Source organism: Hydrogenophaga bisanensis, from assembly GCF_042665135.1.
Taxonomy (GTDB): Bacteria; Pseudomonadota; Gammaproteobacteria; order Burkholderiales; family Burkholderiaceae_C; genus Hydrogenophaga; species Hydrogenophaga bisanensis.
Window position 1 is genome coordinate 515,468 of the sequence record NZ_JBHTBX010000001.1, and the last position, 15,784, is coordinate 531,251.

The 15,784-nt window shown below is 63.1% G+C and carries 16 protein-coding genes; 11 read left to right on the forward strand and 5 right to left on the reverse strand.

The window, feature by feature from the left end:
• Positions 1–3 precede the first annotated feature (3 nt).
• The 4 genes from ACFQNJ_RS02420 to ACFQNJ_RS02435 are packed head-to-tail and all read left to right on the forward strand — an operon-like array spanning position 4 to position 2,646.
• A complete protein-coding gene (locus tag ACFQNJ_RS02420) occupies positions 4–312 on the forward strand; it encodes a DUF1330 domain-containing protein (protein ID WP_382253547.1) in 309 nt (102 codons plus the stop codon).
• A gap of 35 nt (positions 313–347) precedes the next feature.
• On the forward strand, positions 348–1,631 hold the full coding sequence (eno, locus tag ACFQNJ_RS02425) for a phosphopyruvate hydratase (protein ID WP_382253548.1): 1,284 nt from the start codon (positions 348–350) through the stop codon (positions 1,629–1,631).
• A gap of 58 nt (positions 1,632–1,689) precedes the next feature.
• Positions 1,690–1,986, forward strand: coding sequence for an FtsB family cell division protein (locus ACFQNJ_RS02430; protein ID WP_374642590.1), 297 nt, complete (start codon positions 1,690–1,692; stop codon positions 1,984–1,986).
• 3 nt (positions 1,987–1,989) lie between these two features.
• Positions 1,990–2,646 carry an AAA family ATPase gene (locus tag ACFQNJ_RS02435; RefSeq protein ID WP_382253549.1) on the forward strand — a complete coding sequence of 219 codons (657 nt, stop codon included), beginning with the start codon at positions 1,990–1,992 and terminating at the stop codon, positions 2,644–2,646.
• Here ACFQNJ_RS02435 and hslO read toward each other — a convergent pair.
• Positions 2,629–3,609 (reverse strand): Hsp33 family molecular chaperone HslO, encoded by a 981-nt coding sequence (hslO, locus tag ACFQNJ_RS02440; protein ID WP_382253550.1) that lies wholly within the window; start codon positions 3,607–3,609, stop codon positions 2,629–2,631. The genes ACFQNJ_RS02435 and hslO overlap by 18 nt on opposite strands.
• 37 nt (positions 3,610–3,646) lie before the next feature.
• Complete coding sequence (locus ACFQNJ_RS02445) at positions 3,647–4,171, reverse strand: gamma carbonic anhydrase family protein (protein ID WP_374642595.1); 525 nt, start codon at positions 4,169–4,171, stop codon at positions 3,647–3,649.
• Positions 4,172–4,213: 42 nt separating this feature from the next.
• On the opposite strand from ACFQNJ_RS02445, the gene ACFQNJ_RS02450 reads away from it, so the two are divergent.
• The 4 genes from ACFQNJ_RS02450 (at position 4,214) to dbpA (ending at position 8,736) form a co-directional block, all read left to right on the forward strand.
• Positions 4,214–5,077: a ferritin-like domain-containing protein gene (locus ACFQNJ_RS02450; protein WP_382253551.1), complete on the forward strand. Its 864-nt coding sequence runs from the start codon at positions 4,214–4,216 to the stop codon at positions 5,075–5,077.
• Positions 5,078–5,241: 164 nt separating this feature from the next.
• A complete protein-coding gene (locus ACFQNJ_RS02455; protein ID WP_374642599.1) occupies positions 5,242–5,547 on the forward strand; it encodes a DUF485 domain-containing protein in 306 nt (101 codons plus the stop codon).
• Complete coding sequence (locus tag ACFQNJ_RS02460; protein ID WP_382253553.1) at positions 5,547–7,256, forward strand: cation acetate symporter; 1,710 nt, start codon at positions 5,547–5,549, stop codon at positions 7,254–7,256. The genes ACFQNJ_RS02455 and ACFQNJ_RS02460 overlap by 1 nt, the downstream gene beginning before the upstream one ends.
• Positions 7,257–7,341: 85 nt before the next feature.
• Entirely contained in the window at positions 7,342–8,736 is a 1,395-nt protein-coding gene (gene dbpA, locus ACFQNJ_RS02465; RefSeq protein ID WP_382253554.1) for an ATP-dependent RNA helicase DbpA, read from the forward strand.
• 9 nt (positions 8,737–8,745) lie between these two features.
• Here dbpA and xerD read toward each other — a convergent pair whose 3' ends face one another.
• Positions 8,746–9,666 (reverse strand): site-specific tyrosine recombinase XerD, encoded by a 921-nt coding sequence (gene xerD, locus ACFQNJ_RS02470; protein WP_382253556.1) that lies wholly within the window; start codon positions 9,664–9,666, stop codon positions 8,746–8,748.
• 2 nt (positions 9,667–9,668) lie between these two features.
• Complete coding sequence (locus ACFQNJ_RS02475; RefSeq protein WP_382253558.1) at positions 9,669–10,640, reverse strand: tripartite tricarboxylate transporter substrate binding protein BugE; 972 nt, start codon at positions 10,638–10,640, stop codon at positions 9,669–9,671.
• 186 nt (positions 10,641–10,826) lie between these two features.
• Here ACFQNJ_RS02475 and ACFQNJ_RS02480 point away from each other — a divergent pair, with 186 nt between their 5' ends.
• The 3 genes from ACFQNJ_RS02480 to ACFQNJ_RS02490 all read left to right on the forward strand — a co-directional run bounded on the left by ACFQNJ_RS02480 (position 10,827) and on the right by ACFQNJ_RS02490 (position 14,595).
• The gene (locus tag ACFQNJ_RS02480; protein WP_374642608.1) at positions 10,827–11,747 is read left to right on the forward strand and encodes an AEC family transporter; all 921 of its coding nucleotides are present in this window, start codon (positions 10,827–10,829) and stop codon (positions 11,745–11,747) included.
• Between the two features lie 150 nt (positions 11,748–11,897).
• A complete protein-coding gene (locus ACFQNJ_RS02485) occupies positions 11,898–12,623 on the forward strand; it encodes a class I SAM-dependent methyltransferase (protein ID WP_382253560.1) in 726 nt (241 codons plus the stop codon).
• Positions 12,624–12,684: 61 nt separating this feature from the next.
• Entirely contained in the window at positions 12,685–14,595 is a 1,911-nt protein-coding gene (locus ACFQNJ_RS02490) for a hypothetical protein (RefSeq protein ID WP_382253561.1), read from the forward strand.
• On the opposite strand, the gene ACFQNJ_RS02495 is transcribed toward ACFQNJ_RS02490, so the two are convergent.
• Positions 14,540–15,733: a glycosyltransferase family 87 protein gene (locus ACFQNJ_RS02495; protein WP_382253563.1), complete on the reverse strand. Its 1,194-nt coding sequence runs from the start codon at positions 15,731–15,733 to the stop codon at positions 14,540–14,542. The two genes, ACFQNJ_RS02490 and ACFQNJ_RS02495, sit on opposite strands and share 56 nt — an antisense overlap.
• Between the last annotated feature and the right edge of the window lie 51 nt (positions 15,734–15,784).

Sequence of the window (15,784 nt, forward strand, 5' to 3'; positions counted from 1 at the left end):
CCCATGCCAGCCGCCTACCTCATCGTCGACATGCAGATCTCCGATCTGGAGCAATACAAACAGTACATGGCCGAGGCACCGGCCGCCGTGAAGGCCGCCGGTGGCGAATACCTGGTGCGTGGCGGCAAGTTCGAGGTAATCGAAGGCGACTGGCAGCCTGCGCGCGTGGCGATGTTGCGCTTCCCGAGCTACGAGCAGGCCAAGACCTTCTACGACGGCGAAATGTACCGACAGGCGCGCGCCAAACGCGAAGGCGCGACGGCCTTCTTCAACATGATCCTGGTTGAGGGCGTCGACGCCCCGGTCGTCTGAACCCATTCATTGAAAACTCCCATCGAAAGGAAACCATGAGCGCAATCGTTGACATCGTTGGCCGCGAAGTGCTGGACAGCCGGGGCAACCCCACCGTCGAATGCGACGTGCTGCTGGAGTCGGGCGTGATGGGCCGCGCCGCTGTACCCTCGGGTGCCTCCACCGGCTCGCGCGAAGCCATCGAGCTGCGCGACGGCGACAAGAGCCGCTATCTCGGCAAGGGCGTCCTCAAGGCCGTCGAGAACATCAACACCGAGATCAGCGAAGCCGTGCTGGGCCTGGATGCTTCCGAGCAGGCCTTCCTGGACAAGACCCTGATCGACCTGGACGGCACCGAGAACAAGGGCCGCCTGGGCGCCAATGCCATGCTGGCCGTGTCGATGGCCGTGGCCCGTGCCGCCGCCGAAGAGGCTGGCCTGCCGCTGTACCGCTATTTCGGCGGCATGAGCGCGGTGCAGATGCCTGTGCCCATGATGAACGTGGTCAACGGTGGCGCCCACGCCAACAACAACCTCGACCTGCAGGAACTGATGATCATCCCCGTGGGCGCGCCGAGCTTCCGCGAAGCCCTGCGCTGGGGTGCCGAGGTGTTCCACGCCCTCAAGAAGATCGTGCACGACAAGGGCATGAGCGTGGCCGTGGGTGACGAGGGCGGCTTTGCCCCCAGCGTCGAGAGCCACGAGGCCGCCATCCAGATGATCCTGCAAGCCATCGGGAACGCTGGCTACACCGCCGGCGAGCAAATCGCCCTGGGCCTGGACTGCGCTTCCAGCGAGTTCTACAAGGACGGCATGTACCACCTCGAAGGCGAGGGCCTGGTGCTGTCGGCCGAGCAGTGGACCGACATGCTGGCCACCTGGTGCGACAAGTACCCGATCATTTCCATCGAGGACGGCATGGCCGAAGGTGACTGGGCCGGCTGGAAGCACCTGACCGAGCGCCTGGGCAAGCAGGTCCAGCTGGTCGGTGACGACCTGTTCGTGACCAACACCAAGATCCTCAAGGAAGGCATCGACAAGGACATCGCCAACTCGATCCTGATCAAGATCAACCAGATCGGTACCCTGACCGAGACCTTTGCGGCCATCGAGATGGCCAAGCGCGCCGGCTACACCGCCGTGATCAGCCACCGCTCGGGCGAGACGGAGGACAGCACCATCTCCGACATCGCCGTGGGCACCAACGCAGGCCAGATCAAGACCGGCTCGCTCTCGCGCTCTGACCGCATGGCCAAGTACAACCAGCTGCTGCGCATCGAGGAAGACCTGGGCGAAGTGGCTGTCTACCCCGGCCGCGCGGCCTTCTACAACCTCAAGTGAGTTCGGATCTGCGGCCTGACGCTTTCGCGCCAGGTCGCAGGAGAACTACACTAGCGACATGGGCCGCCGCCTGATTCCACTCCTTCTGCTGGGCCTGCTGCTGGTGTTTCACGCCCAGCTCTGGCTTGGGCGGGGCAGTGTTCCCCAAGTGGCAGCACTCAAGCGCGAACTGGCCAGCATCGAAGATGCCAACCGGGAAGCCAAAGCCCGGAATGAGCGTTTGGCCAGCGAAGTGCAGGACCTTCAGGAAGGTCTGGACATGGTCGAAGAGCTCGCCCGCCAGGAATTGGGCATGGTCAAGCCCAACGAAATCTTTGTCCAGGTGACCGGGCCGCGCCCTGATGCCCGGCCCTGAGACGTGGCGCGTATCATCTGCCTGATCGGTGGCGAATCGACCGGCAAGTCCACGCTCTCACGTGAACTCCAGGTTCACCTGGCTGATCGCCACGGACTGAGCTGCTCGCGCGTGGACGAACACCTTCGCACCTGGTGCCAAAACGCCGGTCGGGCACCCTTGGCACACGAGCAGGCGGCGCTGGCCCGAACCCAGGCCGAGCTGATCAGCGAGGCCGCCAGCAGCCGATCCACCGATGTGGTGATCGCGGACACGTCCGCCCTCGTGGTGGCCGCCTACAGTGAGCTTTACTTCGGAGACCGCTCGCTCTGGGGCGAGGCCCTGGACCGGCAGCGCGGGTACGACCTCACCCTGCTGATGGGTCTGGATCTGCCTTGGGTCCCGGATGGCCTGTTCAGGGACAGCCCCACTGTCAGAGCGGACACCGACCGTGTCATCCGGAGAGAGTTGACAGCAGCCGGGCTGGCGTTTCACACCATCTACGGATCAGGGCCCCAGCGGCTTCAGCAAGCGCTGCGCCCCATCTCGCGCCTGCTGGGAACCGAGCTGACCGACCCCCTGCCGGCATGGGGTCTGGGTCAGGCCACCTGGCAATGCGAACGTTGCAGCGACCCGGCCTGCGAACACCGGCTCTTCAGCCGCTTACTGAACACCCGATGAGCCGGGCGGCTGGCTGGCCGGCTGCAGAAACACCTGCGCCGCGTCGACCGGGTCAAACCGGTAGTGCGCCCCGCAGAAGTCGCACCCCACCTCCACCTGGCCTTGCTCGGCGAGAATCGAGGCCACCTCATCCTGCCCCAGGGAGCGCAGCATGCCGGCCACACGATCCCGGGAACAGGTACAGGAAAAACGCGGACCGTTCGTGCCCGTCAGGGGCTCGAAGCGACGCACATCCTCCTCCCAGAACAGGCGGCGCAGGATCGTCTCCGCATCCAGTTCCAGCAACTCCTCGCGCTTGAGGCTGGCCGCCAGCATGGCAATCCGGTTGTAGTCCTCGTTCTGGCCGATCTGGTCTTCGTCCCGTCGCGCCACCCCGCTGCCCGCCAGGTTGGCTTCACCCTGAAGCGGCAGGCGCTGGATCAGCAGGCCAGCCGCCATCCGGTCGTTGGCAGCGAGCACCAGCCGGGTATCCAGCTGTTCACTCTGCAGCATGTAGTGTTCGATCACCTCGCTGAGCTTCTCCAGCTTCTCGCCGCGGTCGCCATACAAAGGCACCACGCCCTGGTAGGGTTGCTGACCCGGCAGCCGATCCTTCGGATCGAGGGTGATGGCACAGCGTCCCTGTCCCAGCACATTCACCATGTGGGACAGCGGGGCGTCATCGGCAACCTCACCCTGCACGGTGGCGGTGGCACGCAGGCCCAGATCAGGCTGAACTTCAGCCACCATGAGCTTGACCGGTCCATCTCCTTGGACCTGCATCACCAGCGCACCATTGAACTTGATGTTGGCCTGCATCAGCGTGGCGGCGGCGGCCATCTCCCCCAGCAGTTCGGTGACCGCCGCCGGGTAACCGCCCGCCTCCTGACGACGGCGCAGGATTTCCTGCCAGGCATCGGTCAGGCGAACGAGCATGCCGCGCACCGGCAAGCCTTCAAACATGAACTTGTGGAGTTCGGACACTGGCAATTCCTGAAAATCAAAGAAAGGCAGATCGGGATCAGCCGATCTTTTTCAAGCCCTGACGATAGCGGCGGGCGTTCTCGACGTAATGCGCCGCACTCATGCGCAGGCCCTCGATCTGCTCGGGCGTGAGTTCGCGCACCACCTTGGCCGGACGGCCCAGGATCATGGAACCGTCCGGAAATTCCTTGCCTTCGGTCACCAGCGATCCAGCACCTACCAGACAATGGCGGCCGATTCGCGCACCGTTGAGCACGACAGCACCAATGCCGATGAGCGACTCATCACCAATGGTGCAGCCGTGCAGCATGACCTGATGGCCCACGGTGACGCGTGCACCGATGTTCAGGGGAAAACCGTGGTCGGCATGCAGCACGCTGCCGTCCTGCACGTTCGATCCTTCACCGATGGTGATGGTCTCGGTGTCGCCCCGCACCGTGGCGCCGAACCAGACACTGGCACCCTCACCCAGCGCCACGTCCCCCATCACCTGGGCGTTGTCCGCCACCCATGCGGAATCGGCCATGCGAGGGGCCACGCCGTCGAGCTCATAGATCGCCATACCTCTGCCTCCATCGGCTGTCTGAAACCTAGAATTGTAAAGATGAGCCCTGACAGCGCCTCTGGAGCACCCCCTACCCTATCCCTGCGGCAGCAAGCGCTGGAGGTCCTGCTGGTGGCCGATCCGGACGCCAAGATGGCCAGGACCCACCGCCTGTGGGCAGCCTTTGAAGCCTTGGGCGATGACGCGGATCTGGCGCGCGCCTTGTGCATCGATGAAGACCTTAGGACCGATGAGTCATGCCTGCCCGGCCGACCCGGTCGTCCCCTGCTCATCCCGCCGGCCGAGGTACCGCACCGCTCGCCCTTCACGCCCGAAGGACTGGCCGCATTGCTGCACGCCATTGCCCACATCGAGTTCAACGCCATCAACCTGGCCCTGGATGCGGTGTGGAGGTTTGCCAACATGCCGGCGGCGTTCTACCGCGACTGGATGCGCGTGGCGCACGAAGAAGCCACCCACTTCGCGCTGCTTCGCGCTGAACTGCGTCTGCTGGACCATGACTACGGCGACTTTCCCGCACACGACGGCCTGTGGGAGATGTGCATCAAGACGCGTGAGGACATCGTGGCCCGAATGGCCCTGGTGCCCCGCACACTCGAGGCCCGGGGACTCGATGCGACGCCGCTGATCCAGGCCCGCCTGCGCAAGGTGGGCAGTCCTGCCGCGCTGCGCGGGATCGCCGCGCTCGACATCATCCTGAGGGACGAAGTCGGACATGTGGCCATCGGCAACCACTGGTACGGCTGGCTGTGTCACAGGGAGCACCTCGATCCGCTGGCGCACTACCGCGTGCTGGCCAGACGTCATGAGGCCCCAAGGCCACGGCCGCCGTTCAATGAAGCGGCGCGGCAGCGCGCCGGTTTCAGCCCCGACGAAATGGCTTATCTGTATAGCCAAGGCTGACCGCCCAAACTCGCCAAATGATGCCCCAGCGACAGACTCCGGGGGCGTCAAGTAAGACGCGGGTAATCACCTATCTATAGCATCTCCCTCTGATTTATCAAGGCTTACAGAAGCTTGACAAAACGTCGAGGCACTGTGTGCCGAATCTACCGTGGAGGGAAGACATGAATGCAGACATGGCGCAACGGATCGCCTCACATCCGAAATACATCGAGCTCAAATCACGCCGCACCCGCTTCGGGTGGTGGCTGACGGCACTGATGATGATCGTCTACTACGGCTTCATCATGCTGGTGGCTTTCAAGAAGGATCTCCTGAGCACCAAGCTGGGCGCGGGTGTGATGACCCTGGGCATGCCCATCGGTCTGGGCGTGATCCTCTTCACCATCGTCATCACCGGCATCTACGTGCGCCGGGCCAACAGCGAGTTCGATGAACTCACCGAAGACATTCGCAAGGCGGTGATGTGATGAATGCCCGACTCTTCATTTCCCTGGCCGCACTGTGTGTGGCTTCTTCGGCCATCGCTGCTGGCGCAGACCTCGGACAAGCCGAAAAACAGGCCACCAACTGGACGGCCATCACCATGTTTGGCGTCTTTGTCGCAGCCACCATGTTCATCACGAAGTGGGCGGCGGCCAAGACCAAGTCGGCGGCCGACTTCTACACTGGCGGCGGCGGCATCACCGGCTTTCAGAACGGCCTGGCCATTGCGGGCGACTACATGTCCGCGGCTTCGTTCCTCGGTATTTCGGCGGCCGTGATGGTCAGCGGCTTTGATGGCCTGATCTACTCGATCGGCTTCCTGGTCGGCTGGCCGGTGGTCACCTTCCTGATGGCTGAGCGCCTGCGCAACCTGGGCAAGTTCACTTTCGCGGACGTAGCCGCCTTCCGCTTCAACCAGACGCCCATCCGCGTCTTTGCCGCCTCGGGTACCCTGGTGGTGGTGGCTTTCTATCTGATCGCGCAGATGGTGGGTGCCGGGCAGCTGATCAAGCTGCTTTTCGGGCTGGAGTACTACATCGCGGTGATCATCGTCGGTGCCCTCATGATGGTGTACGTGCTCTTCGGGGGCATGACGGCCACCACCTGGGTCCAAATCATCAAGGCCTGTCTGCTGCTGGGCGGCGCGTCGTTCATGGCCCTCATGGTGCTCTGGCATTTCGGTTTCAGCCCCGAAGCCATGTTTGCCAAAGCCGTGGAGATCAAGCGCGGCCTGGCCGAATCCGCCGGAAAGACGCCTGATGAAGCCGCTGTGGCGGGTCAATCCATCATGGGCCCAGGCAGCTTCGTCAAGGACCCGATCTCGGCCATCTCCTTCGGCATGGCGCTGATGTTCGGCACCGCCGGCCTGCCCCATATCCTGATGCGCTTCTTCACCGTGCCGAATGCCAAGGAAGCCCGCAAGTCGGTGCTGTGGGCCACCACCTGGATCGGCTACTTCTACATCCTGACCTTCATCATCGGCTTCGGCGCCATCACCTTCGTGCTGACCAACCCGCAGTTCCTGGACGCCAAGGGGGGTCTCATGGGCGGTGGCAACATGGCGGCCATCCACCTGGCCAACGCCGTCGGTGGCAACGTGTTCCTGGGCTTCATCTCGGCCGTGGCCTTCGCCACCATCCTGGCGGTGGTGGCCGGTCTCACGCTCTCGGGCGCCTCGGCGGTCTCGCACGATCTCTATGCCACCGTGATCAAGAAGGGCAAGGCCGACAGCGCCTCCGAACTGCGCGTCTCGCGCGTCACCACCCTGGTGCTGGGCATCATCGCGGTGACCCTGGGCATTGCGTTCGAGAAGCAGAACATCGCCTTCATGGTCTCGCTGGCATTTGCCATCGCCGCCTCGGCCAACTTCCCGGTCCTGTTCATGAGCGTACTGTGGAAAGGCTGCACCACGCGCGGTGCAGTCATCGGCGGCTTCCTGGGCCTGGCGTCCTCGGTCATCCTGACCGTGTTGTCCGCCTCGGTGTGGGAGGCGGTGCTGGGCAACGCCAAGGGCAGCGCACCGTTCCCCTATGCGTCTCCGGCACTGTTCTCGATGACCATCGGCTTCCTCGGTATCTGGCTTTTCTCTCTGCTGGACGGCAGTAAGCAGGCAGCCAAGGACAAGGCGGGCTTCCTGGCGCAACAGGTCCGTTCCGAAACCGGCATTGGTGCCGCCGCGGCATCCGCTCACTGACCCCCTGCCCCAACACAAGCCGCTGGCCCCACAGTGCCAGCGGCTTTTTTGTGGGCTCCGTCGACCGCAGCGCGGATAATCGCGCATGTCTTCCGCTGTCTCGACCGATTTCGCCTCCCTTCCGCTGTCACCAGCCACCCTGTCCAACCTGCGGCAACTGGGTTACCTGGACATGACGCCCATCCAGGCGGCGTGCCTGCCACCCGCCTTGCTGGGCAAGGACCTGATTGCCCAGGCGCAGACCGGCAGCGGCAAGACCGCCGCTTTTGCTCTGGCGCTACTGGCGAATCTGAACCCGCGCCGCTTTGCCGTGCAGACCCTGGTGCTTTGCCCAACACGCGAGCTGGCCGACCAGGTCACCACCGAAATCCGGCGCCTGGCTCGCGCAGACGACAACATCAAGGTCGTCACGCTCTGCGGTGGCGTGCCACTGCGAGGCCAACTGGCCACCTTGGAGCACGGCGCGCACATTGTGGTCGGCACACCCGGCCGCATCATGGACCACCTGGAGCGCGGCAGTCTGCAGCTGGACGCGCTGAACACCCTGGTGCTGGATGAAGCTGACCGCATGCTGGACATGGGCTTCTTCGACGACATCGCCAAGGTGGCCAAACAGTGCCCAAAGGAGCGCCAGACACTGCTGTTCTCGGCCACCTACCCCGAAGGCATCGCCAAGCTCGCGTCGCAGTTCATGCGCGATCCGCAGACCATTGCTGTGCAGGCGCAACACAGTCCGGCGCAGATCGAACAGCGCTGGTATGAAGTGAACGACAAGGATCGCCTGCACGTGGTCAGCCAGTTGCTGCTCCATTTCCGCCCGGCCAGCACGATCGCGTTCTGCAACACCAAGGCCCAGTGCCGCGACCTGGTGGCCGTGCTGCAGGCGCAGGGCTTCAGCGCGCTGGCCCTGTTCGGTGAACTGGAACAGCGCGAACGCGACCAGGTGCTGGTGCGTTTCGCCAACCGCAGTTGTTCGGTGCTGGTGGCCACCGACGTGGCCGCGCGCGGGCTGGACATCGCCAGCCTGGCCGCCGTGATCAATGTGGACATGACGCCCGACCCCGAGGTGCATGTCCACCGCATCGGGCGCACCGGCCGTGCCGGAGAAAAGGGTCTGGCACTGAACCTGGCCAGCATGGACGAGATGGGCTGCGTGGGCCGCATTGAGCAGTTGCAGGGCAGCGAAGCCCGGTGGAACCCGATCAGCGAACTGACCCCCGCCAGCGCAGAGCCCCTGCTGCCACCCATGGCCACGCTGCACATTCAGGGCGGACGCAAGGAAAAGATCCGCCCCGGGGACGTGCTGGGCGCGCTCACCGCCGACCTGGGGTACACCCGCGAGCAGGTGGGCAAGATCAACGTCAACGAATGGTCCACCTACGTGGCGGTGGATCGCGCCATCGCCCGGCAGGTGGCCAGCCGCCTGTCGACCACCCGGGTCAAGGGCAAGACGGTGAAGGTGCGGGTGCTGGAGGACTGAACGCCTCCATCAACCCCGGGGGTGGTGCTGCGACACGATCGACTTGAGCCGCTCACGCGCCACATGCGTGTAGATGGTGGTGGTCGAGATGTCGGCGTGACCCAGCAGCATCTGGACGGCCCGAAGATCGGCACCATGGTTGAGCAGGTGGGTGGCAAAGGCATGCCGCAAGGTGTGCGGCGACAAGGTGGACGTGATCCCCGCCATCACCGCATAGCGCTTGACGATGTGCCAGAACATGACGCGACTCATGGACTGCCCCGGTTTGGGCCCTCGCGAGGTGACGAACAGGTCCTCCGTCTGCTGACCGGCCAGTATCGCAGGGCGTGCCTCCTGCAGGTAGTGGCTGAGCCAGCGGGCCGCCTCGGCACCAAAGGGCACCAGGCGCTCCTTGCTGCCCTTGCCGGTGATCCGCAGGACATGCTCGGACAACCCCAGATGGTGGGTCTTCAGCCCCACCAGTTCGCTCACCCGCAACCCGCTGGCGTACATCAACTCCAGCATGGCCCGATCCCTGAGGCCAAGGGGATCGGTCACATCGGGGGCCTGCAACAGGGCCTCCACCTGTGCTTCGCTGAGGCTCTTGGGCACCCGCAAGGGCTGACGGGCCGCCAGCAACCTCAGGGTGGGATCGCCGGCAATCAGACGCTCCCGCAAGGCCCAACGAAAATAGCGCTTGAACACGGTCAGACGCCGGTTGGCCGTGGTGGCCCGCGTTTGCGAATGGCGCTGCGCGAAGTACCCGTGAAGTTCCGATTCGGCCACCTCGGGAAGCGACCGACCCTGGGGAGCCAGCCAGCGTGACAGACCCATCAGGTCACGCCGATAGGCGTCCAGGGTATTGCGGGACAGCCCCTCTTCCAGCCACAGGCTGTCAGTGAATGCGGCGACACTGGCCTCGCTGCGAGACAGGGCAGCCGCCGCATCCATGCTCAGTTCAAGGACAGCTTCTGCTTGGTCACCACGTCCTTGTACACCTCGTACTCGGCCTTGATCTGCGCGGTGAACTGATCGGGCGTGTTGGCCACGATCAGGGAGCCAGTGTCCTCAATGCGCTTGCGCACCGCCGGGTCCTTCAGGGCCTGCTGAGTGGCGTTGTAGACCTTGTCCACCACGTCCTTGGGCAGGCCCTTGGGACCGATCAGGCCGTAATAGGCCATGCGGTTCACCGGCTCCAGGCCCACCTCCTTGAAAGTCGGCACGTCAGGCAACACCGACAGCCGCTCAGGTGCCGCCACGACGATCGCCACCAAGCGGCCAGCCTTGATGTGCGGCAGGGCCGACGGCAGGTTGTCAAAGATGATCGGCACCTGACCGCCCACGGTGTCGTTAAGGGCTGGACCGGCGCCACGGTAAGGAATGTGGGTGATGAACGCGCCGGTCAGGCTTTTGAACAGCTCGGTCTGCAGATGCCCGATGCCGCCCGTGCCGGAACTGGCATAGCTGTACTTGCCCGGATTGCGCTTGATCTCGGCCAGGAAAGCCTTGAAGTCCTTGGCAGGAAAGCTGGGATGCACCGCGATCACGTTCGGGGTGGCCGCGATGTTGGTGATCGGCGTGAAATCGGTCAGTGTGTTGTACGGAATCTTGGGGTTGATCGCCGGGTTGGCCGCCGTGGTCGACACCGTGGCCATGCCCAGGATGTGCCCATCGGCCGGCGCACGGGCCAATTCAGCGGCACCCACCACGCCACCGCCGCCGGCCTTGTTTTCCACCACCATGTTCTGGCCAAGGGCCTTGCCCAGCGGTTCGGACATCACGCGCGCGATGATGTCGGTCGTTCCACCCGGCGCGAAAGGTACCTGCAGGCGGATGGGCTTGTTTGGAAACCCCTGGGCGGCGGCAGTACCGACCAACAGGACCGAAGCGGCGGCAAAGCCAACGACATGACGACGAGAAAACATAGCAGGATCTCCTGTTCTGGAAAGGCTGGAAAGACTGACCCCCTGATCCTAACCGGATGAATCGGGACAGGACGGATCAGCCACCACCCGGGGGATGGACGCCCCGACTCTAGCCGTGCCAGCCGATGGACACCATGGGGACAACACATAAGTGAAAACCCCCAGTCCGGTCCACGGGCTGACGCTATGCTCCACGGCGTGACCTACCTCCCCCTGCTGCTGCCCGACTTTCTGCTGATCCTCTGCGGCTACCTGCTGTGCCGGTTCACCCCGCTCAACCGCAAGGTGTGGGAGCCCACCGAGAGCCTGGTCTACTACTTCCTGTTCCCGGTCCTGCTTTTTCACTCGATCGTGCGCAGCCCGATCGACTTCGCAGCGGCCTCCAGCCTGGCGCTGGCCGGGGTCAGCCTGGGCACCACTGCCATCGCCCTGTCCTACTCGCTGCCCCACTGGCCATGGCTGGGGCGCCACATCGACCGCCGCCTGCATGCTGCCAGCGCCCAGGTGGGCTTCCGTTTCAACTCGTTCATCGCACTGGCGCTGGCGTCCAAGCTGATGGGGCCTGACGGACTGCTGCACATCGCCGTGCTGATCGGCGTGTGCGTTCCGCTTTTCAATGTGGGCGCGGTCTGGCCCATGGCACGCCACGCCAACAGGGGCTTCGCCCGCGAACTCGTGCGCAACCCGCTGATCATCGCCACGGCCAGCGGGCTGGTGGCCAACCTGCTGGGCCTGTCCATTCCCGGCTGGCTGCAACCCAGCGTGGAACGGGTCGGGCAGTCGTCCCTGGCGCTGGGTCTGATGGCGGCCGGCGCCGGCATGCACTTCGGGTCGCTGGCCAAGGCCCGGTTGCTGGCGATGCAGGTGCTGGGCATCAAGCACCTGGCCATGCCCCTGCTGGCCACCTTGCTGGCCCAGGCGTTCGGGCTGGGCAGCGCCCAGTCAATGGCCTTGCTGATGTTCTCTGCCGTACCCACCGCCTCCAGCTGCTATGTGCTCGCAGCACGCATGGGCTACGACGGTGGCTACGTGGCCGGCCTGGTCACCCTATCCACCCTGCTGGGCCTGGCGAGCATCTCCCTGGCCCTTGGCTTACTGGCGCCTTAAGTCTGCCCACTGTCTCCAGACGGCAACACTCCCGAATCTGGGTTCCCGGATGAAATGCATGCCGATTAAGATCACAGGCTAGGATGCGAAATTATTAGTTCCACTCTTGCCCACGGCCTTCGCCGATGACGGGCGACAAGCATTGCCACCATGCCAAACTCCATCGAGCCATCAGAGATACCCTCGAGTCAGCCGGCGGTACCCGTGGAGGTCAGTATTGGCTACTCCTCGTTGGCCACAGGCTGGAAGCGCTGGCGCAGACACCTGCGGTGCATGATCTCGGCTTACCTGCCAGAGATCGCCGTCAACGCCTTCAAATACTCGCCACAGCAGACTGCTCGTGCCAACTGGGACGCAGAGTATGCGGGTGGTCACTGGGACTACCTGCGCGGATCCAGTGAAATTGCCCGTTACGGGATCATCGCGAGCTTTTGCCACTGCTATTCCCGTGGCGGCGCCCTGCTCGACCATGGCTGCGGCGAAGGCATCTTGCGCCGACACCTGAATCTGGACATCTTCAGCCACTATGTTGGCGTTGACCTGTCCCTTGACGCAGTTGCCCGAGCGGATCGGAACCATGGTGGTGAGCGAACCCGCTTCCTGGTCGGCAACGTTGAGCACTACGAGCCCGAACAGAAGTACGACGTCATCGTGTTCAATGAGATGCTCTACTATCTTGAGGATCCTGAATCCGTACTGCGACGGTATCGTGATCATCTCAACCCGAACGGCGTGTTCGTGGTGTCCATGTTCGACATGATCAAGGCCCGCAAGGTCTGGCAAATGCTGGACCGGAACAACCGATTGGTGGAGAGTTCCAGAGCAGTGAACCAAGGCGGCCACTCCTGGACCATCCGGGTTTACCAACAGGCTTGATCACCACAACCGGTCAACCCTCTTCAACCCGGTCCGCGCAGGATCGATGGTCAGTCAGCCCATGACCCTCACCAGTTACCGAAAAGCTGCAGCGTTTGCCCTGGGCTCCATCTTCCTGCTCACCATCCTGCGCACCGCATGGATCTCCGATGACGCGATGATCACCATGCGCACCGTGCTCAACTTCGAGCACGGCTACGGATTGCGCTTCAACATCGACGAACGGGTTCAGGCCTACACCCATCCGCTCTGGATGTTTGTATTGGCGGCTTTCTCGTCCCTCACATCCAACATCTACACAGGCACATTCGCCGCGTCGATTCTCACCAGCCTGCTGGCTTACTGGCTGCTGCTCTGCAGGCTGGGAGGCCTGCGGGGTGGGGCCATCGTCGCAGGCTTGGCACTGCTGCTGTCCAAGGCTTATATCGACTACGCCACATCGGGCCTGGAGAATCCACTCAGTCACGTCCTGCTGATCGTCTCCGTGCTCCTGGCCATCCGCATCGACCGGGCGCCGGACACCAGGACCCTCGCGCTGTTCTTCGGTGTGGTCTCACTGGCATACCTGACCCGCCCAGACGCGTTGGTCCTGGTATTTCCGCTGTCGCTGTGGGTGCTGTACCGGTGTCGGTATCTTCCGCTGAAGCACGTGGCCAAAAGTGTCGTGATCGGTGGCTTGCCTGCCATCCTTTGGACCCTGTTTTCCACTTGGTACTACGGGTTCCCCTTTCCAAACACGGCCTACGCCAAGCTGGGCACCGGGATCGAGTGGTCCGAGCGCGTTCGGCAAGGTATTCGCTACCTCATCCAAAGTGCTGACCACGACCCGCTGACGCTCACCGTCATTCTGGCGGGGCTGGCTCTCGGATTTACACGGGACGCCGTCTCACGTGCTATCTCCCTGGGTATTCTCCTTCACATCGCCTACCTGCTGAACATCGGTGGCGACTTCATGGAAGGTCGTTTCCTGACAGTGCCACTCATGGCAGCCGCCATCAGCATCGCGAGACAGGACCTGGACTTCAGGGGCATGTCCGTGGTCTGTGGTGGCGTCTTGCTCATGGGCAGTGCAAGCTTCAAGTCCACCGTCCTCAGCACCTCCGAGTTCGACATCCCGGAGGTGCGAGCCAACGGCATCTCGGATGAGCGTGGCTACTACTTCCAGAAGCACGGCCTCCTACCTGCGCTAGCAGGGTACGAAGCACCCGGAAAGGCATTTCGTTTCAACCAACCCGACTGGACCGCGTACGAATACCGAGTCCAGCCCACCTGTCAGCTGGGTGCCCTGGGCCTCAAGAGCGGACCCCATGTCCACCTTGTTGACGAATGCGCCCTCTCCGACCCGTTGCTTGCCCGCATGCCTGCCAAAGTCAACCGGCATTGGCGCATCGGACATTTCTACCGACAGTTCCCGACCGACTACCTCAAGAGCCTGGAACTCCGCAGCAACGAGATCAAGGATCCGGCCATGCGGCAGTACTACGAGTACATCCGCCTGGTCACCAGAGGTCCCCTGAACCACCCCGCCAGGCTAAAAGCCATCGTCAAGCTCAACGCGGGAAGGGTGCCCTTGCCCGACATGGAGCCTTATCGCACCGCCTTCGTGCCGCGCGTGTCTGGTTCACAAACCGCCACCTATCGCCACCTGCCCAAGGAGTTGTCCGGCTCCACCTGGGATTCAGCAGCCAATACGCAGTTCTCGACCAACCTGGATATCCAGGTGGAGCCCCCGATCCCGGCGGACTGGATTGACCTGTCACTGTCCCGTGACGGGGCGGCCGAGTACGCGATTTACACCTTGCGTCAGGGCGCCTGGCAGGAACTGGCCCGCATTCCTGCGCAAGACAGCAAAGGCATGGGGATACATCGCATCCGGGCAGCAACGTCTCAAGATACTCCGATCTCTGCAGTCCGGATCAGCGTGGTGCAAGGCGACGGTAGATACGCGCTGGGCCATCTGCGATTGGACTGACCAGCTGGCGCCAACCCAGCAGATGGGCAGCAACCAGAAGAAGGCCGTTGGAGACAAACAACATGCCCAGCTGACTGAAGCGCCGCCAGTCGGGAAAGAGATCAAACATGAAATAGCTGGAGCAGGCGGCAGAGGCCACCGCCAGCAAGGTCACCGAAGTTCTCAGGGCACTGCCGGGCAGCATGTCGCGCGCCATCAAAATCACGGCCACCTGACAGAACGCCAGGTGGACGAAATAGTGGGGCCAGGACGTCTTGATGACCATCGGCAACGACAGAAAAATCAACACCAGGCCGAAAAGCCACCGGAGATCGTTCGCGTCCTGCAGCCTTCTTGCCCTCCAGAGCAGCACCATGTTCGACAGGAAGACCACATAGCCCGCAGCCGACAGCCAACGCAACTCGGCGACACCCAGTCTGATGTCCACCAGTGACAGCCAACGCATCAGCACATGGCCGATGTACTGGGAGTTGACATCACGAACCGCCCAACCGGCATCTGCCAGAGACTTCTGCGTCGCCATTTCGAAGCTCCACCATTGGGCCGGCCCCATCACCGCCAGGGGAACCAGAACGTAGCATGCCACCATCGCTGCCGCGGTGGCTGCGAGCACCCGGACATCCCTGCGCACCATGAACCAGGCCAGAAACACCACCGGGTAGAACTTGATCGCGGCGGCGACAGCCAGTGCGGTCCCGGCCAGTCCTGGCTTTCGACAACGGTAGGCATCAAAGCACAGCAAGGTCAACCAGACCAACAAGACGCTGACCTGTCCCCATTTGGCGTTGTGGATCAGCGGAAATGACGACCAGAACAACAGACTGAATGCGAAGGCCGTCCCCTTTCCAGCTGGGTCCAACAGACGCAACGCAGTCACGGACAGCCCCAACATCAGCACACCCTGGCACAAGCCCCACACCCAGAGAGCAGGCACCGGTTCCAGCCACTTGAACGGCATCAAGAGAACCGCAAAGAAGGCAGAGTAGTAGTACCCTTTCACGGGCGCATCGGCCTCATCGATCGATCGCCCCATCGGGTAGTAATGTCCCAGGAAGTCTTGGAACAACTGCGGGTGATGATCGATGGCCAAGACAAATTCGGATACCGAACCCCATTGCCAGAAGTAATACAAGCTCATCAACACCATGGCGGCGGTTGAGACCAGGAGCCTGTCAAGCGATCGCAGCGC

Excerpts from the sequence above, each read along its gene's own strand:
- ACFQNJ_RS02420 (WP_382253547.1), top strand. The coding sequence starts at position 4 with ATGCCAGCCGCCTACCTCATCGTCGACATGCAGATCTCCGATCTGGAG.
- eno (WP_382253548.1), top strand. The coding sequence starts at position 348 with ATGAGCGCAATCGTTGACATCGTTGGCCGCGAAGTGCTGGACAGCCGG.
- ACFQNJ_RS02430 (WP_374642590.1), top strand. The coding sequence starts at position 1,690 with ATGGGCCGCCGCCTGATTCCACTCCTTCTGCTGGGCCTGCTGCTGGTG.
- ACFQNJ_RS02445 (WP_374642595.1), bottom strand. The coding sequence starts at position 4,171 with ATGGCGATCTATGAGCTCGACGGCGTGGCCCCTCGCATGGCCGATTCC.
- ACFQNJ_RS02450 (WP_382253551.1), top strand. The coding sequence starts at position 4,214 with ATGAGCCCTGACAGCGCCTCTGGAGCACCCCCTACCCTATCCCTGCGG.
- ACFQNJ_RS02455 (WP_374642599.1), top strand. The coding sequence starts at position 5,242 with ATGAATGCAGACATGGCGCAACGGATCGCCTCACATCCGAAATACATC.
- ACFQNJ_RS02460 (WP_382253553.1), top strand. The coding sequence starts at position 5,547 with ATGAATGCCCGACTCTTCATTTCCCTGGCCGCACTGTGTGTGGCTTCT.
- dbpA (WP_382253554.1), top strand. The coding sequence starts at position 7,342 with ATGTCTTCCGCTGTCTCGACCGATTTCGCCTCCCTTCCGCTGTCACCA.
- xerD (WP_382253556.1), bottom strand. The coding sequence starts at position 9,666 with ATGGATGCGGCGGCTGCCCTGTCTCGCAGCGAGGCCAGTGTCGCCGCA.
- ACFQNJ_RS02475 (WP_382253558.1), bottom strand. The coding sequence starts at position 10,640 with ATGTTTTCTCGTCGTCATGTCGTTGGCTTTGCCGCCGCTTCGGTCCTG.
- ACFQNJ_RS02480 (WP_374642608.1), top strand. The coding sequence starts at position 10,827 with ATGCTCCACGGCGTGACCTACCTCCCCCTGCTGCTGCCCGACTTTCTG.
- ACFQNJ_RS02485 (WP_382253560.1), top strand. The coding sequence starts at position 11,898 with ATGCCAAACTCCATCGAGCCATCAGAGATACCCTCGAGTCAGCCGGCG.
- ACFQNJ_RS02490 (WP_382253561.1), top strand. The coding sequence starts at position 12,685 with ATGACCCTCACCAGTTACCGAAAAGCTGCAGCGTTTGCCCTGGGCTCC.
- ACFQNJ_RS02495 (WP_382253563.1), bottom strand. The coding sequence starts at position 15,733 with ATGAGCTTGTATTACTTCTGGCAATGGGGTTCGGTATCCGAATTTGTC.